Source organism: Pectobacterium sp. HCp5_1 (genome assembly GCF_032905925.1).
GTDB lineage: Bacteria > Pseudomonadota > Gammaproteobacteria > Enterobacterales > Enterobacteriaceae > Pectobacterium > Pectobacterium brasiliense_A.
The window spans coordinates 1-25,055 of the sequence record NZ_JAUMIO010000029.1; the positions used below are offsets into that span (position 1 = coordinate 1).

At 53.2% G+C, this 25,055-nt stretch carries 14 protein-coding genes; all 14 read right to left on the bottom strand.

Features of this window, described 5'->3' with window-relative positions; translation table 11 throughout:
• Positions 1–119: 119 nt before the first annotated feature.
• Positions 120–2,222: an efflux RND transporter periplasmic adaptor subunit gene (locus Q3A88_RS17155; protein WP_110162687.1), complete on the bottom strand. Its 2,103-nt coding sequence runs from the start codon at positions 2,220–2,222 to the stop codon at positions 120–122.
• A complete protein-coding gene (locus tag Q3A88_RS17160) occupies positions 2,222–3,541 on the bottom strand; it encodes an efflux RND transporter periplasmic adaptor subunit (RefSeq protein WP_039504487.1) in 1,320 nt (439 codons plus the stop codon). The genes Q3A88_RS17155 and Q3A88_RS17160 overlap by 1 nt, the downstream gene beginning before the upstream one ends.
• Positions 3,538–4,362, bottom strand: coding sequence for an efflux RND transporter periplasmic adaptor subunit (locus Q3A88_RS17165; RefSeq protein ID WP_410522769.1), 825 nt, complete (start codon positions 4,360–4,362; stop codon positions 3,538–3,540). The genes Q3A88_RS17160 and Q3A88_RS17165 overlap by 4 nt, the downstream gene beginning before the upstream one ends.
• 114 nt (positions 4,363–4,476) lie before the next feature.
• Positions 4,477–5,973, bottom strand: coding sequence for a TolC family protein (locus Q3A88_RS17170; protein WP_110162688.1), 1,497 nt, complete (start codon positions 5,971–5,973; stop codon positions 4,477–4,479).
• A 57-nt stretch (positions 5,974–6,030) separates the two neighbouring features.
• Positions 6,031–13,749, bottom strand: a complete 7,719-nt coding sequence (locus Q3A88_RS17175; protein WP_317178332.1) for an Ig-like domain-containing protein — start codon at positions 13,747–13,749, stop codon at positions 6,031–6,033.
• A 534-nt stretch (positions 13,750–14,283) separates the two neighbouring features.
• Positions 14,284–15,345, bottom strand: coding sequence for a diguanylate cyclase AdrA (adrA, locus tag Q3A88_RS17180; protein WP_110162690.1), 1,062 nt, complete (start codon positions 15,343–15,345; stop codon positions 14,284–14,286).
• A gap of 217 nt (positions 15,346–15,562) precedes the next feature.
• On the bottom strand, positions 15,563–16,399 hold the full coding sequence (gene licT / locus Q3A88_RS17185; protein ID WP_014914749.1) for a BglG family transcription antiterminator LicT: 837 nt from the start codon (positions 16,397–16,399) through the stop codon (positions 15,563–15,565).
• Between the two features lie 90 nt (positions 16,400–16,489).
• Positions 16,490–17,917, bottom strand: a complete 1,428-nt coding sequence (locus tag Q3A88_RS17190; protein WP_110162691.1) for a glycoside hydrolase family 1 protein — start codon at positions 17,915–17,917, stop codon at positions 16,490–16,492.
• A gap of 311 nt (positions 17,918–18,228) precedes the next feature.
• A complete protein-coding gene (locus Q3A88_RS17195) occupies positions 18,229–19,857 on the bottom strand; it encodes a protease pro-enzyme activation domain-containing protein (RefSeq protein ID WP_110162692.1) in 1,629 nt (542 codons plus the stop codon).
• 18 nt (positions 19,858–19,875) lie between these two features.
• Complete coding sequence (locus Q3A88_RS17200) at positions 19,876–20,433, bottom strand: chorismate mutase (protein WP_039287719.1); 558 nt, start codon at positions 20,431–20,433, stop codon at positions 19,876–19,878.
• A gap of 387 nt (positions 20,434–20,820) precedes the next feature.
• The gene (locus tag Q3A88_RS17205; RefSeq protein WP_110162693.1) at positions 20,821–22,944 is read right to left on the bottom strand and encodes a YjbH domain-containing protein; all 2,124 of its coding nucleotides are present in this window, start codon (positions 22,942–22,944) and stop codon (positions 20,821–20,823) included.
• Positions 22,941–23,723, bottom strand: a complete 783-nt coding sequence (locus tag Q3A88_RS17210) for a capsule biosynthesis GfcC family protein (RefSeq protein ID WP_317178333.1) — start codon at positions 23,721–23,723, stop codon at positions 22,941–22,943. Before Q3A88_RS17210 ends, Q3A88_RS17205 begins: the two co-directional genes overlap by 4 nt.
• A 9-nt stretch (positions 23,724–23,732) precedes the next feature.
• Positions 23,733–24,410 (bottom strand): YjbF family lipoprotein, encoded by a 678-nt coding sequence (locus Q3A88_RS17215; protein ID WP_317178334.1) that lies wholly within the window; start codon positions 24,408–24,410, stop codon positions 23,733–23,735.
• A 75-nt stretch (positions 24,411–24,485) separates the two neighbouring features.
• Positions 24,486–24,764: a hypothetical protein gene (locus Q3A88_RS17220; RefSeq protein WP_110162696.1), complete on the bottom strand. Its 279-nt coding sequence runs from the start codon at positions 24,762–24,764 to the stop codon at positions 24,486–24,488.
• Positions 24,765–25,055: the final 291 nt, after the last annotated feature.

A 25,055-nucleotide genomic window follows, 5' to 3' on the forward strand; every position in this document is an offset into this window, starting at 1 on the left:
ATTGCTGCTATGATCGGCATCGCTCAGTCCGGTTGGTGATTTGTTTGGTTTGGCGATTGATCAGATCGCATAACTCGGACTGAGTTCCCTTCGAGTGATCTACTATTTGGCGAAGCTATTTAGAACCCACTTTCTCTCACACCTAAAGCGGCAACCTGACGCCACATCCCGGCGAACAGCGATTCCGCTTCTCCGTTCATCACCACAAGGCCACGCAGTGGCTGTAATGGCAGCGCCGAATCGGTAGCGACATCGAGGTTTACACCATACCAGCCCTGAACCGGGCGCAGCTGTTTCTGCTCATCCCGCCTTACTGCTATCGGCCCGCCATACTCGGAAGCCAGTATGTTATGCTCAATAAAGGCAATGCCCGTTGGATCAATGTCTTTCAATATCACGGGTACCGCGGCACGTGCCGGATCATCAGCAATAAACTGGCCGGACATCCCAGCAGCAATGCGATTAAGTTTGTCTTCACGCAGATAGCCACGCAGACGACCGCCTTCGCTGCTCACAACGCGCAACAGCGGCAGATCGGCATCCAGCCACCGTCCCGGCGTTAAATCAACAGCAATGTCCCTCACCACGCCAGACTGCGGTGCACGAATTTGCAACCGTTCCTGCTGTGCTTTCAGGCCACGATATTGCGCCAGCGCCGCCGCCAGCTCCTGTTCCAGAATCAGCGAATCACCCACGGTGTCACGATTCGCCGCCTGGCGGCGCATTTGTAATTGCAAGATGCCGATACGCTGACGAATAATCGCCAGCCGGAAATCGAGATCGCCGGATGTCAACGTCAACAGGACATCGCCCGCCTCAACCCGCTGTCCATCCTTGACCTGTAGCTGTTTCAGCTGTGCGGCAACGGGCGAATACAGGGTACTGACACGAGAGGCTTCCAGCACCGCTGGTATTTCTACCTGACTGCGCCAAGGGAAAAACAGTACTATGAGCAGTAGCAATAAACACAGCGCGGTACGCCAGACGGCACGGCGCTGCGAGCGTTTGCGCTGATGCCACCACTGTGCGCACTCTTGCACAATAGGCAGAACGATGAACCAGCCGACCTCAACCAGCATCAGGAAGATGCCCAGCACTTTGAAAAAATAGTGATAGACCGCCAGCGCAATACCAAAGAACAGGAAGAAACGCCACACCCAGGAAGCATATCCCCACAGCAGCAGCCTTTTCGCCATCGGAGGCGACCAGCGCTCCGGCGGCACATCACCATAGCCAAACAGTTTTTCTCGCAGGTGCCAGCGGCACAGGGCGTAGGCTCTCCCCTGTAGATTATCGATACGCCAGGCATCGCTCAGTATAAAATAGCCATCAAAGCGCATCAGCGGATTAACATTGATGAGCAGCGTGGTAATCCAGGTGGCGCTGGAAAGAAGGAATACCGCCGAATGCAACGGCCCTTCCGGCAACAGCGACCAGACCAGCAGCGCCAGCGTCGCCAAGAGCAGCTCCGCCAGAATTCCCCCTGCGCCAATCAGCACACGCGCACGATGATCGCCGACCCGCCAGGCATCGCTGACATCGGTATACAACATCGGAAACATCACGATGAACGCCACACCCATACTCTGAACCCGGCAGCCCGCCTTTTTTGCCATGTAGGCGTGGCCCAGCTCGTGAATAAATTTTGCGAAAATCAGGGCGCAGCCAAATGCCATCATCCCTTCAAGGCTGAAGAGATGCGGAAACGAACTGCGATAGCGTGGCCAGTCTCGGCTGACCAGAAATATGCCCAGCAGTAAAATCAGCGGAAAAGCCACGCGCAGCAGCATAGCGCCATAACGCTGTAGCCACGGCCACGTCTTATTCAGAAAAGGATCGGGACGCCACAGCGGAATGCGGAAAAATAGATATTGATGTAACACCTGTTTGATCAGGCTACGGCGGCGGCTGGCCGCTTTAGCCTCGTAGCTGCTTCGTTGTTCTTTATCGCTGCCCGCGATCAAATCGTGTGCACGTAAAAAGCGCAGGAACTGCTCCAGATCGTCATTTCCAAGCGGTATACCGGGCTCTTTATTCACCGCGACCATCACCTGTTCCGACTCACGTAAGGGCCAGTGACGTAGCAGGCGGATTGCCGTGTTGTTCAGTTTAAAATAGCGGCCAGATATCGTATCCGCTAACGTCCACTGCGGGGAACCATCTCTCGCTGACGCTGCCGGGGAAAGGTGTAGATCGTCACGTAGCGGAGGTAAAACAGCCATCAGAATCCAACCGTTTTGCGCAACGCCGCGACGGGACGGCGGAACAGATAGACACCCAGCGGCACATATTCACCATAAACCTTCGCCGTGCCGCGTAAGCCGATACGCGGTGCGTCGGCGATAAAACGGGCATCGAGCCGATAAGCTAACGTGCTGCGATCGGTTAACGCCGCTTCATAAGCGATACGTTGTAGCGTGGCGTCATGGCGTTTCAGCGGATCGCTATCCAGGAAGAGAGCCACATCGGCTTCCACCGGAAACTGGATCGCATCGCCCACATCCAGCTCAATCTTCAGTTCCGCCTGCTGAGGATTAGCCAGCTCCATCAGGCGTTCCCCTGTTCTGACGGGCTTCCCGCGCAGCCGATCGCCATCGGCAAACACAGCGATGCCATCACGCTCCGCCCTGACTTCACTGCGCGACAGCAGATCGTTGGCATACATCAGTTCGGCACGTTTTTGCTCGACCTGCGCCGACAGCAAATCAAGCTTCGATTTGGAATCTGCATCCTGAAAAGCCCGCTGCGACCCCGATCGCCACTCGGCTTCGGCTACGCCCAGCGCCCGTTCTGCCACATCAGCCTGAGCTTTCAGCGTGGTGTTATCAAACCGTACCAGCACCTCATCTTTCTTCACGACCTGATTTGGCTTAACCGTGATTTCAGCGATCACACCATCCAGCGGTGCCGTCACGATCCGCCCATCCAGCGGCACAACTTCGGCCGGTGCCAGTACCGACTGACGAACCGGTATCAGCAGCGCCCCAATCAGTACCGCAACGGCAACCAGCACTTTAGCTTTTGCCATCCCCGGCCGCCACGCTTTGCGCGGCTCCAGCGCCAGCCAGGCATGCGCATAGGCATCAGCCAACTGCTCCATCAGCGTCCGATCGGTTTCCTGCCACGGCAGATCCCGCGCATACCATAATCCGCCAATCAGCTGTCCCTGCCGATCCCTCAACGGTACCCAGAGCGCTTCTTGTGCAGACAGCGTTTGCCAGTCATTCTGCGTTTGCGTATCAAACCAGTCGGCACGCACCGTCGTGATTTGCTCAGCGGCTTTTTGAGTAACCAGTTGCTTGCCTGCACGTTCAATAAACGCGACAAACGGTGCATGCGGGTCGGGAACGGAAACCCCGGTGACGGCACGTACACGCCCATTGATCACCAGCGCGACGTGACGGAAACCGAACAGCTTCTGGCTGTCATTCACCATCGAGTAGGCGAGCGTTTCGCTATTTTTGGCGCTACGCGCCAGACGCTCCAGATGAATGAATTCGGCAAATACCCGCTCAACCGTGAAGGAATGCGATTCGCTCACGGTTGCCCCGTGAAGCGAGCACTGCCGCTCATTCCGGCGAGCAAGCTATTATCGGGTTTGAGCACTCGCCCAATCAGCGTCAAGGTCTGGCTGCTTTCATCAATACGTGCGCCAATGCGCAGCACTTCCGCCTGTAGCGGCACGCCAGTTTCATCGGGAATGAAAGTAAATGCTTGCTTCGGTTTGAGTGAAGCGAGCCAGCGTGACGGCACCAGAACGTTGATTTCCAGATGGCGGTTATCCACAATTTCCAGCAGTGGCATCCCCTGACCGACATATTCCGAGACCTGAACTTTCCGCGATACAACCTGACCAGAGAATGGGGCAACAACGCGACAGCGGTTCGTCTGGATCTGATAAACCTGGCTTTCCGCCGTGGCCTGCGCCAGACGAGCCTCCGCCACCGCGACCGCATTGCGGCCGACGGATTTCATCTCGGCCAGTTGCCTGTTCTGACTCAACTCCTGCTGTGCCGCCCTCATGGCAGCCTGCGAAGCAGCAAACTGTGCCTGATAGGCCGAGCAGTCAAAACGCACCAGCAAATCGCCCTTCTGAAACGCTTCACCGTCGCGAAACGGCATCTCAACCACTTTCGCATTCAGCTCACTGGACAGTGTCGCCTGATCCACCGCTCTTAATACGCCTCTGGCCTCTCTCGCCGCCGTCTCTACCGAAGCATGGCTTACCGGAGCGAGCTGTAGCTCATCCTCTATCTTTTCTGCCATAGCGGAATACGGCACACCGGAGAGTAACGCCATTAGCACGAGGGAAAGCGTCGTTTTCTTCGGCAGAATGTTATGCAGCGTCCTGCGATGAAACATCATGTGCAACGGCATCGTTTTACGAAATAGGATTTTCTTATTCAACATCGTCATCCAACACGCAGTGTGTTATGAGGCGGTCTGGAGGAGAATACCCAGACCGCACACCGTTCCTTACAGCGAAAGGTTACCGGTCGCCCAGCGCTTCTCCGTTTGGTCAAGCGCCTTCCCTACCGACGGGATATCATTCAAGGTCTGCGTTGCTGGCAGAGGATCCAAGCCCGCGGTAACAAAGATCTGGCCATACGCATTACGCAATTCAGCATAGGCCAAATCATTGCGCAAAGAAGTATTCACCGCGTTCAACTCGCCCTGAATCAGCTGTAATTCACCGATATTGCCGGCCTTGTAGCGGTTATTCAGCTGTTCAAGGATATCGACATCCAGCTTCTGTAACTCTTTACCGGTACGGTATTGGCGCTGCGCTTCATTGAAATTGGCGCGAGCCACATAAAGTTGCGCCAGTACCGCCATCGACATCGCCTGACGGCGCATTTCGGAAACGGTTTCGCCCGCTTTTGCCACATCGATAGCGGCCGGACCGGAGAACAGATTGAACAGGTTCCAGGTTACCTTCACCCCGGCATCCGCCCAATGCTGGTTAACCAGAAACGAGTTGCTGTCGTAGTTCCCCCCGACCGACATTTCAATCCCCGGCAGCATACGAAGCAGTGATTTACGCGTTTCCGCCGCGCTGATACGGACCTGATAATCCTGTTCACGCAGTTCAGGACGGCTCACTAACGCCGCCTTCTCCAGATCGCTAAAGGCCACTTTCAGCTCTGGCTCGACGAGTTCACTCTCCTTCGGCAAGACCAGTTGGTAATCTGTGCCTAGCGGCAAATTCATCAGCGTTGCCAGCTCGGTTTTCGCCAGAGACAGCGCACGGCGTTGCTCCTCCAACTGGCGCGTCGCATCCAGCAGTGCGCGCTGGTAGCTGTAGGCTTCAATAATGTCACCGACTTTTTGCGCCGACATTTTCTGGCTGTTCTCACGCGCCATGTTAACGCGTTCGATTAAGGCATCAATACGGTGAAGCAAACGTTCAGCCGCCACGGCTCGCCAGTAGGCCGACTGCACATCCTGCACGATAGTGTGCGTCACTTTTCGGCGACGTTCTTCGGCGATCCAGCGCTTATCCGACTGTTGATGCGCCGTAACATAGCTGACGCCAAAATCGAGAATATTCCACACCATATTCAGATCCGCGACGCGGCGGGTTTGATCCTGCGAGGTCGACGGTTCCAGCGAGGTGACGCCCCTTTCTATGCTGCGGCTACTGGAAGCACTCACGTTGCTGCGCGTCACATATCCCGCATTGGCCGCCATTTTTGGCAACATATCAAAACGCGCCAGATCCACCTGCTCCTGCGCCAGCGCCTGTTCCATCACTTTTAAGCGCGCTTCGAGGTTATATTTCAGCGCCCTTGCCATCGCATCGTGTAACGTAATGGGTGCCGTCACGGGCTCTTGATTGCTGAACATCACGCGCAGATCGTTATCCGCACGTCGGGTACTTTCTGCTTTATCGAGCGGCTGAGTTGATACCGCACATCCACTGACTAACAGCGCCAGCAGTGTGACGCTGAAAATTTTCGGGCATCTTTGCATAGTCAATTCCTTACCCCTGTTTTTTTATTGTATTCATCACACCCTGCCACCGCCGTTTCAGGCTGGTTTGCTCATGTTTTGGAATGCGCCTTCGAGAGAAGTGATTTGCAGACGTTCATAGTCATCCAATGCTTTTAGCTGCTGGCTAAATACGGGCGCGCCGAAGACGGAGACGGGCGGCATTGCTGATGTCGAGTTGCCCTCCGACACGGATTGCCAACTGCCTCCGCTGAACACCTCAAGCGCGGTATTGCCTGGAATGATATTGTTCACAAACATCCCCGCCAGAGTGGATTTCCCCCCCATCGGCTGGTTGAAATCAGAAACATTGCTGCGTGGTATACCGGGTTCATAACGATTCACGCCATTGTTGGCAAAGGCCACGGCAACCGCAGAACCGCCTACTGCACCACCGCCTTGTGCCGCTGCGCTAAACACGCTGGTAGTTCCCGGCGTGCTACCTTCCCCCCTACTCGCATTAAAGAGTGAAGACGGTGCACCCAACAGGCCATCGCCACTGGTTGACGCAGCCCCAACGGTCAACAGCGACAGCTGGCTTTGAACTGCGGCGTTATTACCAGCAATCGCCACCGCTGGCCTGCCAGCATTCGATTTGAATTCTGGATCGCCATCCGGTTGCGTAGAAGACAGGACGCGCAAGACGAATGTGGTGCTCACGCTCGCGCCCGCTACATCCGTTGCGGTAACCAGAATTGATAGATCGCCGCTATTCGCGCGTCCCGGCGATCCGCTAAAGGTGCCGGTTGCAGGATCGAAGCTTATCCAGGCTGGTAGCGCAGAACCATCCGCCTGGGTTGCACTGAGGCGCAGCGTATCGCCCACATCAATATCAGAGAAGGTGTTAGCAGGAATCTGGAAGCTAAATGCCCCATCACCATTCACCGTTTGGTTGCTAATGCCGGTGGTGGTCGGCGCATCATTAACGTTATTCACGACAACCGTAAAATCGCTGGACACTGAGACACTGTTTTTATCGGTTGCGGTAATACGAATCGCTAACGATCCCACATCAGCATTTTGCGGCGTACCTGAGAATGTCTGCGTCTGAGGATTGAACACCAGCCAGGACGGCAGAGCCGAACCATCGGACAACGAGGCACGGTAAGTCAGACTATCTCCCGCATCATTATCAACGAACGCGTTAGCGGGCAACGTGAAGGTAAATGCACTCCCCTGACTCGCTGACTGATTCCCGATACCGTTGGCAATAGGTGCAGTATTGCTATAAACCTCTCCGCTAATTCCCTGACCGTTCAGGTCATTGCCTGCCAGATCCGTCACTCCGCCGTGATTACCGGTAAAGACCAACTGCACGGCACCCGCCCCAGTCACATTGGTTAAATCAATTCGATAGGTTGTCGGACTCAGCGCTGTCACCGCACCAATTGTCGCCGTAGTACCGTTGGCGTTAACCAAAGAGAAGTCACGAACATCTAAACCCGTTACCGCTTCTGAAAAGACTAACGTGTAACTGAGAGCCTGCGAACCTGACGTTTCCGTCAGCGCTAGGCTAACCGGCACAGGACGAGCGGTATCGATGCTAAGACTGTCGGAAGTGACGTTGCCCACGCCAGCGTTACCCGCCGCGTCGGTGATACCGGTGTAGTTCAGCCCAATCGCCATGCCCGCATTGGTCACGTTGGTATTCGGGGTAAAGGTCGCTTTCCACGTCACGCCGCCGTCAGTGCTGGTCACCGCGCTCAACGTGCCGTCCGCCACTGACAGGTTGGCGTTGCTGAAACCGCTCACCGCTTCGGAGAAGGTGATGGTGACCTCAGCGCTTTCACCCGCTTTCAGGGCGTTGTCGCTGACAGCTATCGTCGCTGTCGGCAATGCCGTATCAATGCTGATATTACCGGAGGTTTCACTGCCCACGCCCGCGTTGCCCGCCGCGTCGGTGACACCACTGTAGGTCATGCCAATCGCCGTGCTGACGTTGGTTACATTGGTGTTCGGGGTAAAGGTGGCTTTCCACGTTACGCCGCCATCAGTGCTGGTTACGTTACTTAGCGTACCGTCTGTCACCGACAGGTTGGCATTGCTAAAGCCCGTCACCGCTTCCGAGAACGTGATGGTAACCTCAGCACTTTCACCCGCTTTCAGGACGTTGTCGCTGACGGCTATCGTCGCTGTTGGCAATGTCGTATCAATGCTGATATTACCGGAGGTTTCGCTGCCCACGCCCGCGTTGCCCGCTGCGTCGGTGACACCAGTGTAGGTCAGCCCAATCACTGTACCCGCATTGGTCACGTTGGCATTCGGGGTAAAGGTGGCTTTCCACGTCACGCCGCCATCGGTGCTCGTTACATTGCTCAGCGTGCCGTCCGTCACTGACAGGTTGGCGTTACTGAAGCCCGTCACCGCTTCCGAGAAGGTGATGGTGACTTGCGCGGTCTCGCCCGCTTTCAGGGCGTTGTCGCTGACAGCTATCGTCGCGGTCGGCAATGCCGTATCAATGCTGATATTACCGGAGGTTTCGCTGCCCACGCCCGCGTTGCCCGCCGCGTCGATAACACCAGTGTAGGTCAGCCCAATCGCCGTGCTGACGTTGGTTACATTGGTGTTCGGGGTAAAGGTGGCTTTCCACGTCACGCCGCCGTCAGTGCTGGTCACGTTACTTAGCGTGCCGTCTGCTACCGACAGGTTGGCGTTGCTAAAACCCGTCACCGCTTCCGAGAACGTGATGGTAACCTCAGCACTTTCACCCGCTTTCAGGACGCTGTCGCTGACGGCTATCGTCGCTGTTGGCAATGTCGTATCAATGCTGATATTACCGGAGGTTTCGCTGCCCACGCCCGCGTTGCCCGCTGCGTCGGTGACACCGCTGTAGGTCAGCCCAATCGCCGTGCTGACGTTGGTTACATTGATGTTCGGGGTAAAGGTGGCTTTCCACGTCACGCCGCCGTCAGTGCTGGTCACGTTACTTAGCGTGCCGTCTGCTACCGACAGGTTGGCGTTGCTAAAACCCGTCACCGCTTCCGAGAAGGTGATGGTGACTTGCGCGGTCTCGCCCGCTTTCAGGGCGTTGTCGCTGACGGCTATCGTCGCGGTCGGCAATGCCGTATCAATGCTGATATTACCGGAGGTTTCGCTGCCCACGCCCGCGTTGCCCGCCGCGTCGATAACACCAGTGTAGGTCAGCCCAATCGCCGTACCCGCATTGGTCACGTTGGCATTCGGGGTAAAGGTGGCTTTCCACGTCACGCCGCCGTCAGTGCTGGTCACGTTACTTAGCGTGCCGTCTGTCACCGACAGGTTGGCGTTGCTGAAACCGCTCACCGCTTCCGAGAACGTGATGGTAACCTCAGCACTTTCACCCGCTTTCAGGACGCTGTCGCTGACGGCTATCGTCGCTGTTGGCAATGTCGTATCAACGCTGATATTACCGGAGGTTTCGCTGCCCACGCCCGCGTTGCCCGCTGCGTCGGTGACACCGCTGTAGGTCAGCCCAATCGCCGTGCCCGCATTGGTCACGTTGGTATTCGGGGTAAAGGTGGCTTTCCACGTCACACCGCCGTCAGTGCTGGTCACGTTACTTAGCGTGCCGTCTGCTACCGACAGGTTGGCGTTGCTAAAACCCGTCACCGCTTCCGAGAACGTGATGGTGACTTCCGCAGTCTCGCCCGCTTTCAGGGCGTTGTCACTCACCGTAATAGCTGCGGTCGGCAACACACCATCGACAACAATGGCTTTCTGCGCCGCCAGCGAATTAAGGCTATTAAGCCCTGGCAGAGTCAACACAGCCATGCGGTTGGTATTGTCCTGAATCGTCGCACCATTGAGCGACAGCGCAGACGTGCTGGCGTAGTTCAGGTCAGCGCTCAGATCGCCATTTTGCACAATATATGCAAAGGTCAGTGTGTTGGATCCAGAACCCGCCACATACGTCGCCACGCGATCGATCGCGCCCGTTTCGAGTAATAGGGTCGGCACACCGCCAGTGATATCGACAACGACATTGGAATCAAATGCCACCGTAACCTGAATGGTTTGCCCTATTTTATAGGCCCCATCGGCGCTACTCGCACTGACGCTGGTAATCGTGGGGTTATTCGGATTCACCGTAATCGCAATGGTATCGGTGTCAGTTTGTGCCCCGCCGGAGCCTGAGCTGCCTAAATCATTACTGACCATTTGGATCGACGCGCTGCCGTTATAGCCACTGGTTGGGGTAAACGTCAGGCCATTTAACGCATTGTTAATATCGGTCAGGCTACCCTGGAAGGTCATCGTGCTATCGCCTGTGCCCGATCCCACGCTGAAAACCAGTCCGGAGAATGACGATAAGGTCAGTAATCCATTCGTCGCGGTTAGCGTCACCTGCATGGTGTTGCCACCGATGTCGACGTCACTGACAGAAATCAGGTTGCCGTTAGCGGTATTAAATACCAGCGAACCATCCTGTTGTACCACCTGTGCCGTAGGTACGCCATTGACTGGCGCGTCGTTAACCGCATCAATACTCAACGTCACGGTGCCCGACGCGGTTTTAGCTCCGCCGCTTCCCGAGTTACCACCGTCATCAATGCCGATCGTCAGCGTGACATTCCCTGTTGCATTGCTGGCCGGGTTGAATAGCACATTACTGCCTGCGATATAAGCATTGATAGTGGCAATAGACCCCGTCAACGTCAGGCTACTCGTGCCATTTCCCACTACGCCAACGCCGACACCGTTAGCATTGAGCACGCCGCTGCCCACAGATAAGGTCACCGTGACGTTATTACTATCGGCATCAACATCCGCAAAACTGATACCGGTAATCGCCTTCGCCAGATCTTCCGTTACCGTGATCGAGGCGGGCGCACTGATAGTCGGTGAGTCGTTCACCGCCACCACGGTTATCGTGGAAGCAATCGACAGCGTTGTGGTGTCCGCTCCGCCGTTACTTGTTCCGCCATTATCAGAAATACTCGTCAACGTCACAGTACGAGCCGGCCCCGTGGGGTTTTCGCTGGTATTGCGATAAGTGATGCCGTCGATCGCCGTGGCCGCCGCCGAGGCACTGATGCCACCCGCTTTACTCAACGTTAGCGTGGCGGTGCCCGCAGCCACGCTAACGGAATAAGACAAACCGTTCGTGGTCGTGGTGCCACTATTGCCGCCGATCAGCGTAATGGTTGTTCCATCGATTTGCAGTTGTTCACTGCTGCCATTCAACACATTACTGACAACAAGAGATAACTGCGTGATGGTCTGCCCGGCTTCAACCGTGCTGACTGAAACGTTACTGAAAAGATCGACGGCGCTACCGTTTTCGGTATAGGTCACATTATTACCGGTAGCAGACAGCGTAGGGGCATCGTTCACCCCGGTGACGCCAACGGTCACCATTGCGGAAGCACTCCCGCCATCGCCATCATTCACGGTAATGCTAACGGAACGCGTCGTGATGGCAGGATCGGTCGTATTGCTGTTTTGATAAGACAGGGCGCGAACTAATGCCTGAACGCCTGCTGGAGTCGCACTGCCGTTCAAGGCTACCACCAGGTCGTTCACACCAGAGCCCCCGGTAAAGGAGCCAATCACGACGCCACCATAAGTAATATTCGATCCAGACACGCCGATTTGCCCGATCCCCGTCCCCTGGTTCATGATGCCTAACACATCTTCACTACTGTTACGGTTAGTGGTGATCGCTACCCGCACGCTGCCGCCGTTGAAATCGGCTGAATCCACATCCGTAACCGTAGCATTACCGCCCGCGTCTAAACTAATCGGTAACGCGCCCTCGGTAAAGTTAACGCTATCGCCGTTCAGGTTACTCATCACCGGTGCAGTATTAAATCCACTGACGGTGATACCGTTGCCGGTCAGATCTGCAATATTTCCACCCGTTATAGGCCCGTTCCAGTCGTCGGCGGCGGCGAGATTATAGGTCGTCCCACCCGAAGAGGACGTACCATTCTGGTTAATGATCGCGCTAAGTCCGGTTCTATCGGTTGCGCTTAATACCACGATAAAAGAAGTGGCGTTGACGATTTCAACATTGCTGGTTGCGCTGAGCGTATAAGTGCTACCGCCTTGACCAGTGAAGGTGAGCTTAGAGAGGTCAATATCATTATTCGCCCCGCTCTGCTTCACCAGATTGGTACCAGTAACCGCCAATGTGCCCGTCGAACTGTCGTACGTCGAAGAGGTGATGGTTGGCATTTGAACATTACTGACAGTGACGCCGTTACGGACCAGATCGGCTGGAGTAGAAGATTGTGTGGCATCCCACCCCGCAGCCGCGGCCAAATTAAAGGTTGTCCCACTTGCGGCCGACGTCGTACCGTTTTTATTCAGCAGTCCTTCAACGTTAAGCTGGTCGGTCGAATTCAGTGTGATACTGAATGTGGTGGCATTTACTGCGGTCACGTTGCTGCTGGTTAGCGTATAGGTATTGCCGTTTTCGCCCGCCAGCGTCAACTTGGACACATCAATGGTGTCACCCGCGACCATATTAGCCCCGGTCACCGTCAACACATTGGTATTGGCGTCGTAGGTGGCTGCCGTGATCCGTGGAATAACCGCGGCCGTTCTCACATCGGTGATGTTGATATCCTGCAATACCGCATATCGACTGGAGGTAATCACAACCTTGGTTGCACCAGAAATCGTGGAGAATGAGTTAACGGCCTGAAGGTTAGTTTTACTCGCATCGAAATTGAAGGATTCCGTTGAATTATCCGCGTAGGTCACCACAATATTCACCGTGCCGCTATCAGCAAGCGCACGGAATCCATTAAAATCAAACATATAACCAGAATTGGGGGCGATCGTCAGTTTTATATCGCTCCCTCCAGTGGAGCTATCAGCGCCCTCCAGCGCATAGAGCCCACGATTATTTACATCCCCATCGAGATATAAACCGCCGGAATTTTCACCACCAGAAAAAGTAACAGGCCGCCCTCCGACATCTCGCACTAGCGTAGAGGTATATAAATCGCTGTCACTATCTGTGAACGTTATCGTCGTCAACGCGCCGCTGTATGCGTCAATGACCATTGCCTCGGTATCAATATCGCCGGTATTCTTCTCTAACACCCAATCCCCACCGATCGCGCTGCTACCCGTAACGTCAATGGATGCGGCAACATCCGCACCAGTAGCCTGGGCCAGATTCGTCAGGAAAGCATCACCCTGTGCGCCACCGGCAATATCACAACCGTAAAGTAGCAAATCCCCCTCGGTGGTTAATGCCGCACCTAACGCTGCAAGCTGTGCCTGCACGTCGCTCGATTTCAGCGATGACTCCGTCAGTACCTGCGTCCCCAGATTCACTTTGCCTTCAGAACCGTGGGAAAAGATATGGATAGCGTCATAGCCGGTATGCGTCGCTGCCCAGTCGGTCATTTGCTGCAAGCCATCCCGCGATCCGTCAATCAATACGACCTCAACGCCGGGCTTGATCCCCGCTACCAGGGTTTCATAATCCTTCACCGACGTATCAACAAAGGCGACTTCTTTACGCGAGGACGTCGTGCCATCAGCCACCGCCGTAATATCAATATCCTGTGTCGCAGCGGATTGGGAATCATGGGGAGGTTGATCTGTCGTAGAGGCATGGGAGTCAGATGCTGCGCGATCGGCAGTCGTTTCCGATGAGCTTGCTGCTGTGTCATTCACCGTTGCCGCAATCGCACCATCAAACAATATACGCGGCTCAAGAACATAGACCGGTAATGAGGAAACCTGAATCGGATTTGCCGCCGCCTGCTTGACTGCATTCGCTGACTGAGAAGATCGAGTAAACCAATTACGCCACGCCATAGCAGGACTCCTTAAAGCCGCATTGTTCCTTGCTCGATGTTTAATTTAAATGATGTTTTCTTTGTGATCAGACATCACTCGTTCACGCCATCCCCGCCGACAGAGGGTGTCGGATAAAGGAAGGAAAAGACTGGAAAGGTAAGACATTGGCGCTATATTTTCATAAACACACATCTATTAACAATAGCTTTTAAAAAGAAATATTTCCTTGAAAATCTTAAAAAAGACTAATGATAAAATACACAATAAATATCAAATGCATAGTGTTTATGTGTGGCGTTTTTTTCATTTAAACGTCAAGTTTCACTGCATGAATCCCCACTTGTTTTATGTAAAGATAAAACAGAAATGATGCGTATTATCTCCCCCCAATTTCTAAAAAATTAGCTGGGATAGCTCGGTATCGTTTTAGAGTGGTATGGTATTACTGAAGGTATAAAGAAGACGAAACCCCAATCACCACCTCAATGGCGATAAGGGTCTATTGATCGTTATCAGACAGAATAAAAACATTCAGACTATGACCTGGTGCATTCAGGCAACTTCGGTTCGGCGACGGCCTTTATTTTTTGCCCGATAGAGCGCCATATCCGCTGACTTTAACCAGTCAATATATTGGCCCATTTCCGGTGAAATCTCCGCAATGCCGACGCTGACAAACACCGCCAGCTGCGGGGTCTGGTTTAGGAACTTCAACGACAAACTCTCCCGAATGCGATTCACGGCATCCAGCGCCTCTCCCGCGCTGGTCTGCGGTAAAATAACGGCAAACTCATCTCCGCCGAATCGCCCAATGACATCCGTTTCCCGAAAGCCGGATGTCAGTTCACGCGCCAGCAGCAAGATCGCCTGATCGCCGACGTTATGCCCAAAGTTATCGTTAAAGGCTTTAAAATGGTCGATATCAAACAGGACTAACGTCGCCGTACGCTTATAACGCTGGCAAATATCATACTCATGCTTCAGCAGACGTTCCCAGTGGTGACGGTTATAGAGGCTGGTCATGCCGTCATGAATACTGACTTCCATCAGCATACGTTTGTGTTCCGCCAGTTTTAGCGCGGTGGCATAGGTCACGTAGCCCAGAGAAATCGGGTAGATCAGCAACATCGGCAGACAGGCATAAATCTGTATGGGTGTCGTATCCAGCGAAACAGGCACGGCAAACAGCACAAGAGTCAGCGCACAGCTCACACACAACAATACGATACCCTGCACAAACAGCTTTATCCCACCGCCAGCCGTACAGTTCATCCCAACCATCGCGACAATCAGAGCGCTGGGCAGAAGATTCACGCCCATAAATCCTATCCAGATGCCGCCAAATGCCACATCCAGCAATAGATTACGCTTCTCGCACCGCATAGGGTCGCGTGACCGCAGGGACAACAGGTAAGCAACGTGAGGCCAGATGAAGGTGTTAAGAAAGAGCAGCACCCACAGTAGCGTCGGGATAGGCCGGGTAATCAGCACCGAGGAAATAAAGAGGGAGCAGAGGATCGTACCGACAATCCGTGGAATATAGACTCGCTGGGAAAAGCGTAGCCCTGAGCGACGTACATCTACCGTCAAAAACGTCGGCGGCGAGGCTGACATAACGACCCCCATGCGGTTCACGAACAAATAGCGAGAAAAAAGAACATTATGGCTGAAAGCCTGTCAGTAACAGTGAGCAATTTTTGAATTTATTTTGTTACATAACGAAACTAACAGGTGTCGTAAGGGTTGGAAAGAGTAGCACGGATGTTAACGATAGCTGGTCTTACCCGTGATTTTCGTTCCAATTATTGCCGTAGGGATCCCTATCATCTTGTTAAGCAGGAGAAGGCTGCAACCGGTTGATGTGAATAGTCAGAAACATGATCTCATCGGTGGTGAGATGGCAGGCGTAATTTTTTTCCACATAGTCATACACCTTCATCGCACAGGCATAGGCCCGCGGCATCAATTCAGTAATCCCCTGATAGATAGAGTCATCACCGTGATTCACCGTTTCTCGATTTAACAAACGCAGAGCAAAAAATTTCAGATGCGTCACCAAACGCTGATAATTGAGAGAGTGCTCGTCAAACGTGATGTGGAGATCGTATTTCAGAATGGTCAAAATATCTTTAATGATACCCGCACTTTGCATCGTGCTCTGCATGTCGCTGTTATTTGTCGCATTCGCCAAATGCAACGCAATAAACCCGGCTTCATCCTCCGGCAAATCGATATCCAATCTCGCGCGAATCAGTTCCAGCGCCTCCAACCCAACGGCAAATTCGCTGCGATAAAACTGGCGGATATCCCACAGCATCAGGTTCTTGATCGTCTGCCCTTTCTTATGGCGTTGAAGCGCAAAGTTGATGTGATCGCTTAAGGCCAGAAACAGCGTGTCCTGTACATCAAGTCGCAGCGTTTTTTGCGCCAGAGTAATGATCTGCTGCGTGACCGCCAGACAGTCAGGCGGAATGTCCGCCAGCAGTTGTGACAGCACATCCGCTATACCGTCGCTTTTTTTCACAAACTGGCTTTCAATGCGCTGCGGGTCGATAGGGTCACCCACTTTCTTGCCAAACCCGACGCCTTTGCCAATCGCCACAATTTCCCGTTGGTCATCTGCCAGCACCAGAACGGCGTTATTGCTCAGTATTTTTTCAATGATCATCGCATCAGCCGTCCTGTCTGACGGGAAGGCACGCTGGCCTTCCCTACCGTTTAGCGCCTCAGCGTGATATCGACGAGGCGTCTTCTTTCATTACTTAGCTTCTGAGCTATCCAGCCCATTGTTTTTAATCACATCAGCATACCAGTATGCGCTTTTTTTACGGATACGCCGCAGATCTTTCAGATCGAACTCTTCACGGTTAACGTAAATAAAGCCATAGCGCTTCGAGCATCCCTGATGGGTGGAAATGAGATCTAACGCCGACCATGGCGTATAGCCGAAGACATCCACACCGTCGGTGATCGCAAGCTGGAGTTGCTCAATGTGGCGTTGCAGATAGTCGATGCGGTAATCATCGTGAATCTCACCGTTTTCATCCAGCGTATCAAACGCACCCAGCCCATTTTCCGTAATGATCAGCGGTAAATGGTAGCGATCGTGCAGCTCACGCAGCGTATTGCGGAAACCTATCGGATCGATCTCCCAGCCAAAGGCATTTTTCTGCAACCACGGATTACTTGCCCCGCGATGTACGCCTTCTTCACCTGATTTCAAGTGCTGGTCGCCGCCGCGCGCCGTTTCATCCTGCCCGTCATTTTTACTGGCTTCCACCGTTTGCGAGGTGTAGTAGTTAAAGGCGATGAAATCGGGCTTGGCCGATGCCAGAATATCCATATCGCCGGGCAGAATCTCCGGCGTATAGCCTTTTTCTTCCATATAGCGCCAGGCCGCGGTGTTGTAGCGCCCGTATACTGCCATATCCAGATACAGCCAGTTGCGGATCGCGTTATAGTTGAACGCCGCCATCACATCTTCAGGCTTTGGTGAGGCCGGATAAATCAACGCGATGTTGGGTGCCGGCCCAATTTTCGCACCGGGCACTTTTGCATGCAGCGCATTCATCGCTTTTGCCTGCGCCACCAGCATGTTGTGGTTCTGCTGATAGAGATTCTGCTTCGGATTTTCCAGCGTAGGATCGAGCGTGCCCAATGCAGAACCGTGCAAAATCATCATGTTTTGTTCATTGATGGTCAGCCAGTACTTTACCTTGTCGCCGTATTCATCAAACAGCACGTTGGCAAAGCGCTCAAATGCATCCACCGTTTCCCGGTTATACCAACCGCCTTTTTCCTGTAACGCCTGCGGCAGATCGAAATGGTACATCGTAACAATCGGCACAATACCGTAATGCAGCAATTCATCGATAAGATTGTGGTAAAACGCAATGCCCGCGGGGTTTACCTCGCCGCTACCATCGGGAATGATGCGGCTCCAGGCGATGGAAAAACGGTAGGTTTTAAAGCCGATATCGGCAAACAGTGCAACGTCTTCCTTGTAACGATGATAATGGTCGCTGGCGACTTTAAAATCCGTTGTGCCCTCAGGATAGGACGTTCTGGCATCAATCACCGACGGCCCTTTGCCGTCTTCATTCCATGCTCCTTCAACCTGATAAGCCGATGTCGCCGCGCCCCATAAAAATCCCTCTGGGAAACGTTTCAGATGACGGTATTTCACGGTTTTTCTCCTTTTCTCAACGAGATAATTTCTCAACAAGACAATGCCAGCAAGACATCACTGATGTTATGGATAGCGCGCGATCGGGCTGGATTCAGGTAAAAAAAAACCTGATACGAACATGTCTGAATAACATGCGTCGTATCAGGTTTCGCTCGGGCCTTCGCCCGATCACGTCCTTCTTATCGGGTTATATCTGCTAACCGCCCCAGACTCAAACCGAGGTCGGGCGATCTGTGATGAATATCACCGATAATCTCCTCATCTGAGCAGGGTGTGTCCCCTTCGCCAGCCCTCTCAGGTATATAGACTCACCGCTCGTGCCCATCATCACGGTCGTGCACGCCATTACCATTGAGCCTCACGAGTCGTTTCAGCAGCCTTAGCAGTTTCATTCCATCCGGCGACCCTAGCCCGGTGCAGGCATCCCACCCTTCAGAGGCGACAAATGCCCCGTTATTTCCCCGCACGATATCCTTGCAGCTATTACGATTACGGTACAACAAGGGAGGGATAAACAGCGATGCCGAGTGGGTCAACGCCAGTATACGCGCCAATAACCCCGCCCACAGCGGTGCGACAGCGCTGGTTCCCCCAACAACCCCTTCCCGTCCGTTAACTTCAACCAGATAGCCGGTTTCAGGATCGGCATTGCCACTGACGTCAGGTACGCCGCGGTGTTGCAAGGGATGATGGCCGCCATATTTATCGACCAGCGACATCCCTAGCTGCCAACCGGGCAACGCAAAATGCTGGCTAACGCCACCGCCCGTCGCGCCGCCGTCTCGGCTATGCCAGGTGGTTTCTTCCATTGATTTTTGCAAGCGAGTGCCGCCACAGGCTAAAACGTAGGGGCTGGATGCCGGGAAATCGACGTGCAAACCATGGGGTTCACCATCCTGTGATCCATGATCCCCAGACGCCACACACACCGTAATCCCCAGCGCCGCGGCGGTCTGAAAGGCCTGGTTGTACACCTGTAATGATTGCGCGGTCCATTCTGACTCGCTGGCCCCCCAGCTAATCGAAATCACCGACGGGGCATTTTTCTCATCATAAATCGCCGCGTTAATCGCCTCTAAAAACCCGGCATCGGTATTCGGCGCAAAATACACCACCACTTTAGCGGCAGGTGCCAATGTACCCGCGATTTCGATATCCATCTGCACTTCGATATCAATCGGGTTCACCTCTTTGTTGTCATCTGACGAAGCAAGGGCATTCTTAGCACCGCCCACACAAACATCGACGATCTGCGGCGGATTGACGCCCATTCGCTTAAAATAGCGCTCCAACTGCGGTAAGCGATACCCGCCCCCCAGTTCAATAATACCGATACACTGCCCCGCGCCGTCATGTTCTGGGAAGTGGTATTGCTCCGCCAACTCGAGCGGCGTATAGCCCGACAGACGCTTTGCCGTAGCAGAGAACGCATCATTCATGCGCAGGTAACAGTTCGACGCCAGACGCTCATCAAGGCCTAATACGGCGATAACCACGCCCTGTAGGTATCCCGGCAGATAAATTCCCCCCGCTCTGCCACGAAATGCCCCGTGTTTGTGGTCATACCGGGCTAAGCTCACGCGAAACGCCTGCTCCATTTGCTCCACCGTCCCCGTCAAGAAGACAGTACGGCTGGCCGCATGTTCACGCTCGACAGATAGCTTATAATGCCGCGCAAACGCACGGACATGCTCTATATCGGCCTCATCTGCGCTGAATTTTCTGGCGTAGATGGCTCTCGATAGCGGGTTATTGGCGCTAATGCCGCCAAATTGTGGATCGATGCAATCGTGCAGTTCGGCGTAATACTCATCATCTGGCGTCGTAAAACGCAACACCAGCATGACTCTGACGCTTTCATTAACATCGCAGCGTTCGCGGTACACGGCGTTAGCGATATTTCCGCGTTCACTCCCTTTCAATAATTGATAAGTCATCGTCTTCTCTCCACTCAGCTATTTGCCGTCTGGTTCAATTTGACTCAATGCCGCATAAATCTGGCGCTTGTCGTTCTGTGACAGATGCTCAACATTAATAGAAGAAAGAAATGTAGCCTCTTGCTGGGGCGCAAAACGCCCGCCATTCGCAAGATAACGTTTAATACTCACCAAGAGCTGGTCATCAATCGTGAGTAGCGTGGGTCTAATGGTGTCGTTCAGCGAAAGCGGCGTCCAGTCGCTCTCCGGTGTCGCAAGCCAGTCAGCCATGTAACGATACTGAATTGCTTTGCTGGCATTCATTAATGAAGTCACGAACAGCTGTGTACTCTGAGGGGATAAACCAACGGCAGCGGATTGCTCCCGCGCCTTGCTCAAAATACGTTCCTCTTGTTTTAGATCCTCAACGGGCAGGTGTTGACGAGCCTTATACCCCGCAACATCCTTCATTAACACCATCCGCTCCTGAATCAGTTGATAGATCCCAAGAGGATTATCCTGCGCTGTGGCATAGAGAGGAACAGACCAAACAGCGCTCATCATTAACGAGATAACAGCGGAAATAGGCAAATTCATCGGGTTGCACTCTCCTGTTAGCACTACCATGAAGATCTATGGCTATGTTTTATTTCGCCATTGCGGCAGGAGATAATAGGTTTCGCTATATGAATCTTCCATGACGAAACTATTTCAATCATTACCCTCAGGACACACTTCGTCTTAACAATGCTCCAGCTCGTCACGACGATCGTGGTTAAGCCATTAAATTATCATCGATTTATGGCTAAAGACTCAGAAGCATCATCCTCAGTACGACATGATTAAGATACAAACGATAACCAAATGAAATAGTTCATTTTAGTTATCAAACAACTTTACTCTGCAAAGCCAACAGGCACAAAAAAGCCCGTCGTGGCACTTGACCATGACGGGCTTGATTAAGCCTAAACGGATCGGGATCGATTAATGATCGGTCACGCCATACAACGGATTACGGCGCTGTAGCATTTGACCACCGTCACGCGTCAGCGGTACCCAACCGACCGCCCCACGTTTCACCGTCGGTTCAGTGAACAGCAGATCAAACGGTATGGAGACGTAGAAGCCTTTGGTGAAACTTCCTTCACCATATTCAGCAGCGCTGACGTTGGTTTTGGTCGCAAAGGCACCCGCAACAATCCCGCTGTCAAAGCGGCGAGACAGATCGAGGGTAACCCCCTTGTCCCCTGCCAGATAACGGCCCACACTCACTTTCGCCACCGCACCTTCCACAAACGGCAGTTCCCAGTAAGCAGTCAGATGGCCTGTCACCACATCGTAATCGGCCATTCTCATGATGTCGTTCCAGTCACGCTGTTTGACGTAGTTAACATCTATCCCCAGCGCCCAGCTTTTACCAAACGGACGATACAGCACCTCAGACCCGACACCCGCGTACATCATTTCCAGATAGCCGCCGTAGACCTGGGTATACCAGTCCTGCGCCGGATTATCTGTGCGAGTTAATTGCAGATTGGTCAACAGCAGATCGGAAGAGGTCACGTATTCACGCACCCAGGTTCTGACACGAGGTAATGCAGCCCCATCCGCCGGCGGCGTTTTGTAATTGAACTTGTCGTAGTTATCCAACAGATTCAGCGTCGCGGTTCCCCCGACGCTCCAGTGATCGCTGATCCGATAGTCAACGTTACCTTTCAGCGCAATCTGGTACATGTAGAAGGATTCAGGGCCACCGAAAGACTGTGTCAGCGTCGGATCTAATGAGTACGTCAGACGATCGGGTTGCGCGAGCAACACCTGCTGACCACGTATGTCGGATACCGGCTCTTTACGATACGTAACAGGTTCCGGTTGACCCAGTGGGACGGCGGCCTGTTGAACCTGATGAAAAGGTTTAGCATCGACTTCCGTGCTGGCAATCGGTAGACGCTGGCTGCGCTGAACAATGTGGTATTCATCGATACTGCTAGGTACATGATTTGCCAGTATGGTGGCAGCACGCTGTGTTGCCTGATCGCTGTCGCGATACTTGGTTTGATCGGCAACAATGGTGACCTGTTTTTGGTCAGCGTAGATATCGGCATCCTTAAAGCCGGCCTTATCATTCAGCTCTTTCGAAACGAGCTGCCAGTTTGTGCCTTTGCCATCCTGCACCGGCGCATAGACGGGTGGTGCATCGTCTAAATAGTTCGGCTTCAGATCGTTGAAATTAGTACGTAGGGTAAAGCCCCACATCAACGTATTGCCGCGCTGCCACGATAAGGTGGTATCCAGATTGTTGCCAACACGGTAGACCGCACCGATGTTGAAGGGGGAGTCCTGCTTGATAATACCGGCAAATTCACGGCTATAGTCATTGCCGTCATACTCAAATTTTAAACGCAGTGGATCCCACGGCGTCTGGTATTCGATACCGCCAAACAACGCAGCGGGGCCGTGGAAGAAATTCTCAAACTCAAACTGCCCTCCACCCGCTTTAAAAGAATCACTACGCTGGCAGAAACTGGCCTTAAACGAACAAGCGGGGTTTTTAATATTGCCGCTCTCGGCCATATTGCCCCAGCCCATCCCTAGGGTGAAATCAAACGGGCCGAAACGTTTACTGGCTACCAGATATTCGCTATCAAATAGGCCTGTACCGGCAATATCACGCAGCCCCACGGAAACCTGCGGCAACCAATAACTTTCCTGCCACAGCCTCGCTTTCACATCAAAGCCTTTATCTTTTTGCGTCTGATCGCCACTAAAAGCAGGATTTGGGCTGTATGGTTGCGTACGCGTGTCAGTATAACGCACCGTGGTTTCCAGCCAGTCAAAGAGCTGGAGCGAGATGGAGTAGCGTCGGTATTCTTCGTTATCACGGTAATTAAGGCTAAACTCGCCCGTTTCCGCCATACGCGCCGTAGGCATCTGTAACAGACCTGTGCCGCCGAAATCAGACTGCGATACCCCCGCAGGCTGAAAGCGCAGATTCGGGTTCGTCGCAGTACGAGGGCTTTCTGTTTCAGCCGCCATCGCCTGTGCACTCAAGATGCTGCCAATCGCCAACGACAGACAGCCTAGTTTAATGTTTCTGTTTTTTGTCATTCGAGTGGGATCCGGTTAGCCAGGTAGTCAGCAAGCTGCTCGTTGAGTGATGACATCTCTTGGGGTAAGACCGCAGGGTTAAAACCGATAAAGAGCGTTTCACCCGCGGCGGGCTCAATATGCTGACGATTCCACAGTGCCAGCGGGACTTTGCGCCACTTGCCATTTCCCGCGATCAGATAACCATAGCTGTTATCCGCCCCCGCAAGGAGTCGCCGTCCAGAGAGATAATTTTCGACCGACCATCCGGCACGCAGCGCCACTTTCCCCGATGTCTCTAGTTCCCCCACGTCAGCGGAAGTATTGACCAGGCCAATCAGGGACAACTTGTCATCATAAGGTGCCACATACAGTGCATATTCCCCCACCAGAGGGCGATTATTTTCTGCATAGACACGCACGCGGTCAGGATCAAGATCGGTACTGATACGACCTGCAACATTAATCGGATTAATGGTCTTTCTCAGCAGCCAGGCGGAGATAGCCAGATCGCCATCGCCTGAATTGCGCCAGCGCGTTTCCAGTTCAGCCAGCTTTTGCAGCAAGACATCTCCTTGCGCGCGTACCTTCTGCGTCGTCGCAAAATCAGAAATAAATGCGGTTTGCCAGTTAATATTTTGTGGCCAGGGAACCTGTTCGTAAAATTTTTCAAGACGCGTACCGTCGTCAAGTTTAACGACAGCGACCGTCTCTTGAGGCGATTTCACCGTCAGTTGCGCAGACGTCGCGACGCTGGAAACCAGCAGCAACAAGGTAGCGATACGATTGAGTGCCAACATTGCAGCCCCTTATTGTGCGTAGGGTTTTAATACGGTGAATGTAACCAATGCCATACCCGGCCCCATATACTGCTGACTTTGAACCACGCTTCCGTTAGCCGGATCAAGCCAGTAACTATTAGTGTAAGATTCATTCAAGGCGGGAACCGTCACCTGCTCATCAAAGCGCAGCAACTCACGCGAGGTATCCAGAATTTTTACGATTTCTTTGCCACGAGCCTGAAAAACGGACCGGGTATCGTAACCACCACGGAAGACCTGAGCCCATTCAACCCGACTTTGCCATGTCATTGGCGTCGATGTCTTCAATAGGCCTAACGTCAGGGGATCCTGTTGCAGGTTATCCACATAGGTAATGTCTTCACCGAAGCCCTGTGTTTTCACCAGGCGGCCATGTTGGGTCGATACCATATTTTTATCGGCCCCGATCCATTTCAGTTGGTTCTGTTCAGCAAAAGCGAGCACGACAAACGCTTGCGGTGCTTTCCCTACCTTCAGATAAGCCGAGGCATAGGGCGTATTAGCAACCTGTTTGGCCGTCACATGAGTATCATCCTGCCCGAAAAATGCCAGTTTAAACGTTTTCCCCACCTGATCCATATTTTGGGAGCAACCGGTTAATAAAATTGAGAAAAGGGGGATAGCAATCAGCGCTTTCATTTCTGCTATTCGCTTTATTCTTGTCATACAATGAAGTTCTCGTTGAACAGCGTAGCCCAGAAAAAGAAAGGCCACCGAAGTGGCCTTGGGATTAGCGAGACATCAGGTTCTTGTCGTCGTTGTCGTCGTATTGTTGTTGTCATTGCTGGCAACAGCAACAGCTACACCAACAGCAACAGCAGCAGCAACACCCACGGCAATCAGTGCAGTGGTACCCGCAGCAGCGCCGGCACCTGCAGCACCAGCCGCAACACCAACGCTAGCGCTGGTCGTCGAGGTGGTCGTGGTACCTGCAGCGGTTGCGCTGGAGACGCCATCAACAGCAAACGCGTTTGACGACATGGCCAGAACAGCGGCCAGCGTGATTAACGTTTTCTTCATTACGATTTCCTTTTTAACATGAAGTACTTCAGGGTGGGGTACCGTCAAAAAGACCATACCCCGTCCTTCATTCCAGCCAGCACAAGGAAAAATACCTTATACCTCGTTTACTGACCGTTACCGGGATCCTCCCAGTAATGAGTTACAGTTCAATGGCGATCAAGCTTTCTATGACAGCATCTTCTTTAAGAGGCAACAGCCTCTGATAAGCAACACCAGAAAGCAAAACTACAACTCGATTTTTGCAACACTGTTAAAAATAGCAAGATCCCGATGTAATAAACAGCAATG

Excerpts from the sequence above, each read along its gene's own strand:
- Q3A88_RS17155 (WP_110162687.1), bottom strand. The coding sequence starts at position 2,222 with ATGGCTGTTTTACCTCCGCTACGTGACGATCTACACCTTTCCCCGGCA.
- Q3A88_RS17165 (WP_410522769.1), bottom strand. The coding sequence starts at position 4,362 with ATGTTTCATCGCAGGACGCTGCATAACATTCTGCCGAAGAAAACGACG.
- Q3A88_RS17170 (WP_110162688.1), bottom strand. The coding sequence starts at position 5,973 with ATGCAAAGATGCCCGAAAATTTTCAGCGTCACACTGCTGGCGCTGTTA.
- Q3A88_RS17175 (WP_317178332.1), bottom strand. The coding sequence starts at position 13,749 with ATGGCGTGGCGTAATTGGTTTACTCGATCTTCTCAGTCAGCGAATGCA.
- adrA (WP_110162690.1), bottom strand. The coding sequence starts at position 15,345 with ATGTCAGCCTCGCCGCCGACGTTTTTGACGGTAGATGTACGTCGCTCA.
- licT (WP_014914749.1), bottom strand. The coding sequence starts at position 16,399 with ATGATCATTGAAAAAATACTGAGCAATAACGCCGTTCTGGTGCTGGCA.
- Q3A88_RS17195 (WP_110162692.1), bottom strand. The coding sequence starts at position 19,857 with ATGACTTATCAATTATTGAAAGGGAGTGAACGCGGAAATATCGCTAAC.
- Q3A88_RS17200 (WP_039287719.1), bottom strand. The coding sequence starts at position 20,433 with ATGAATTTGCCTATTTCCGCTGTTATCTCGTTAATGATGAGCGCTGTT.
- Q3A88_RS17205 (WP_110162693.1), bottom strand. The coding sequence starts at position 22,944 with ATGACAAAAAACAGAAACATTAAACTAGGCTGTCTGTCGTTGGCGATT.
- Q3A88_RS17210 (WP_317178333.1), bottom strand. The coding sequence starts at position 23,723 with ATGTTGGCACTCAATCGTATCGCTACCTTGTTGCTGCTGGTTTCCAGC.
- Q3A88_RS17215 (WP_317178334.1), bottom strand. The coding sequence starts at position 24,410 with ATGACAAGAATAAAGCGAATAGCAGAAATGAAAGCGCTGATTGCTATC.
- Q3A88_RS17220 (WP_110162696.1), bottom strand. The coding sequence starts at position 24,764 with ATGAAGAAAACGTTAATCACGCTGGCCGCTGTTCTGGCCATGTCGTCA.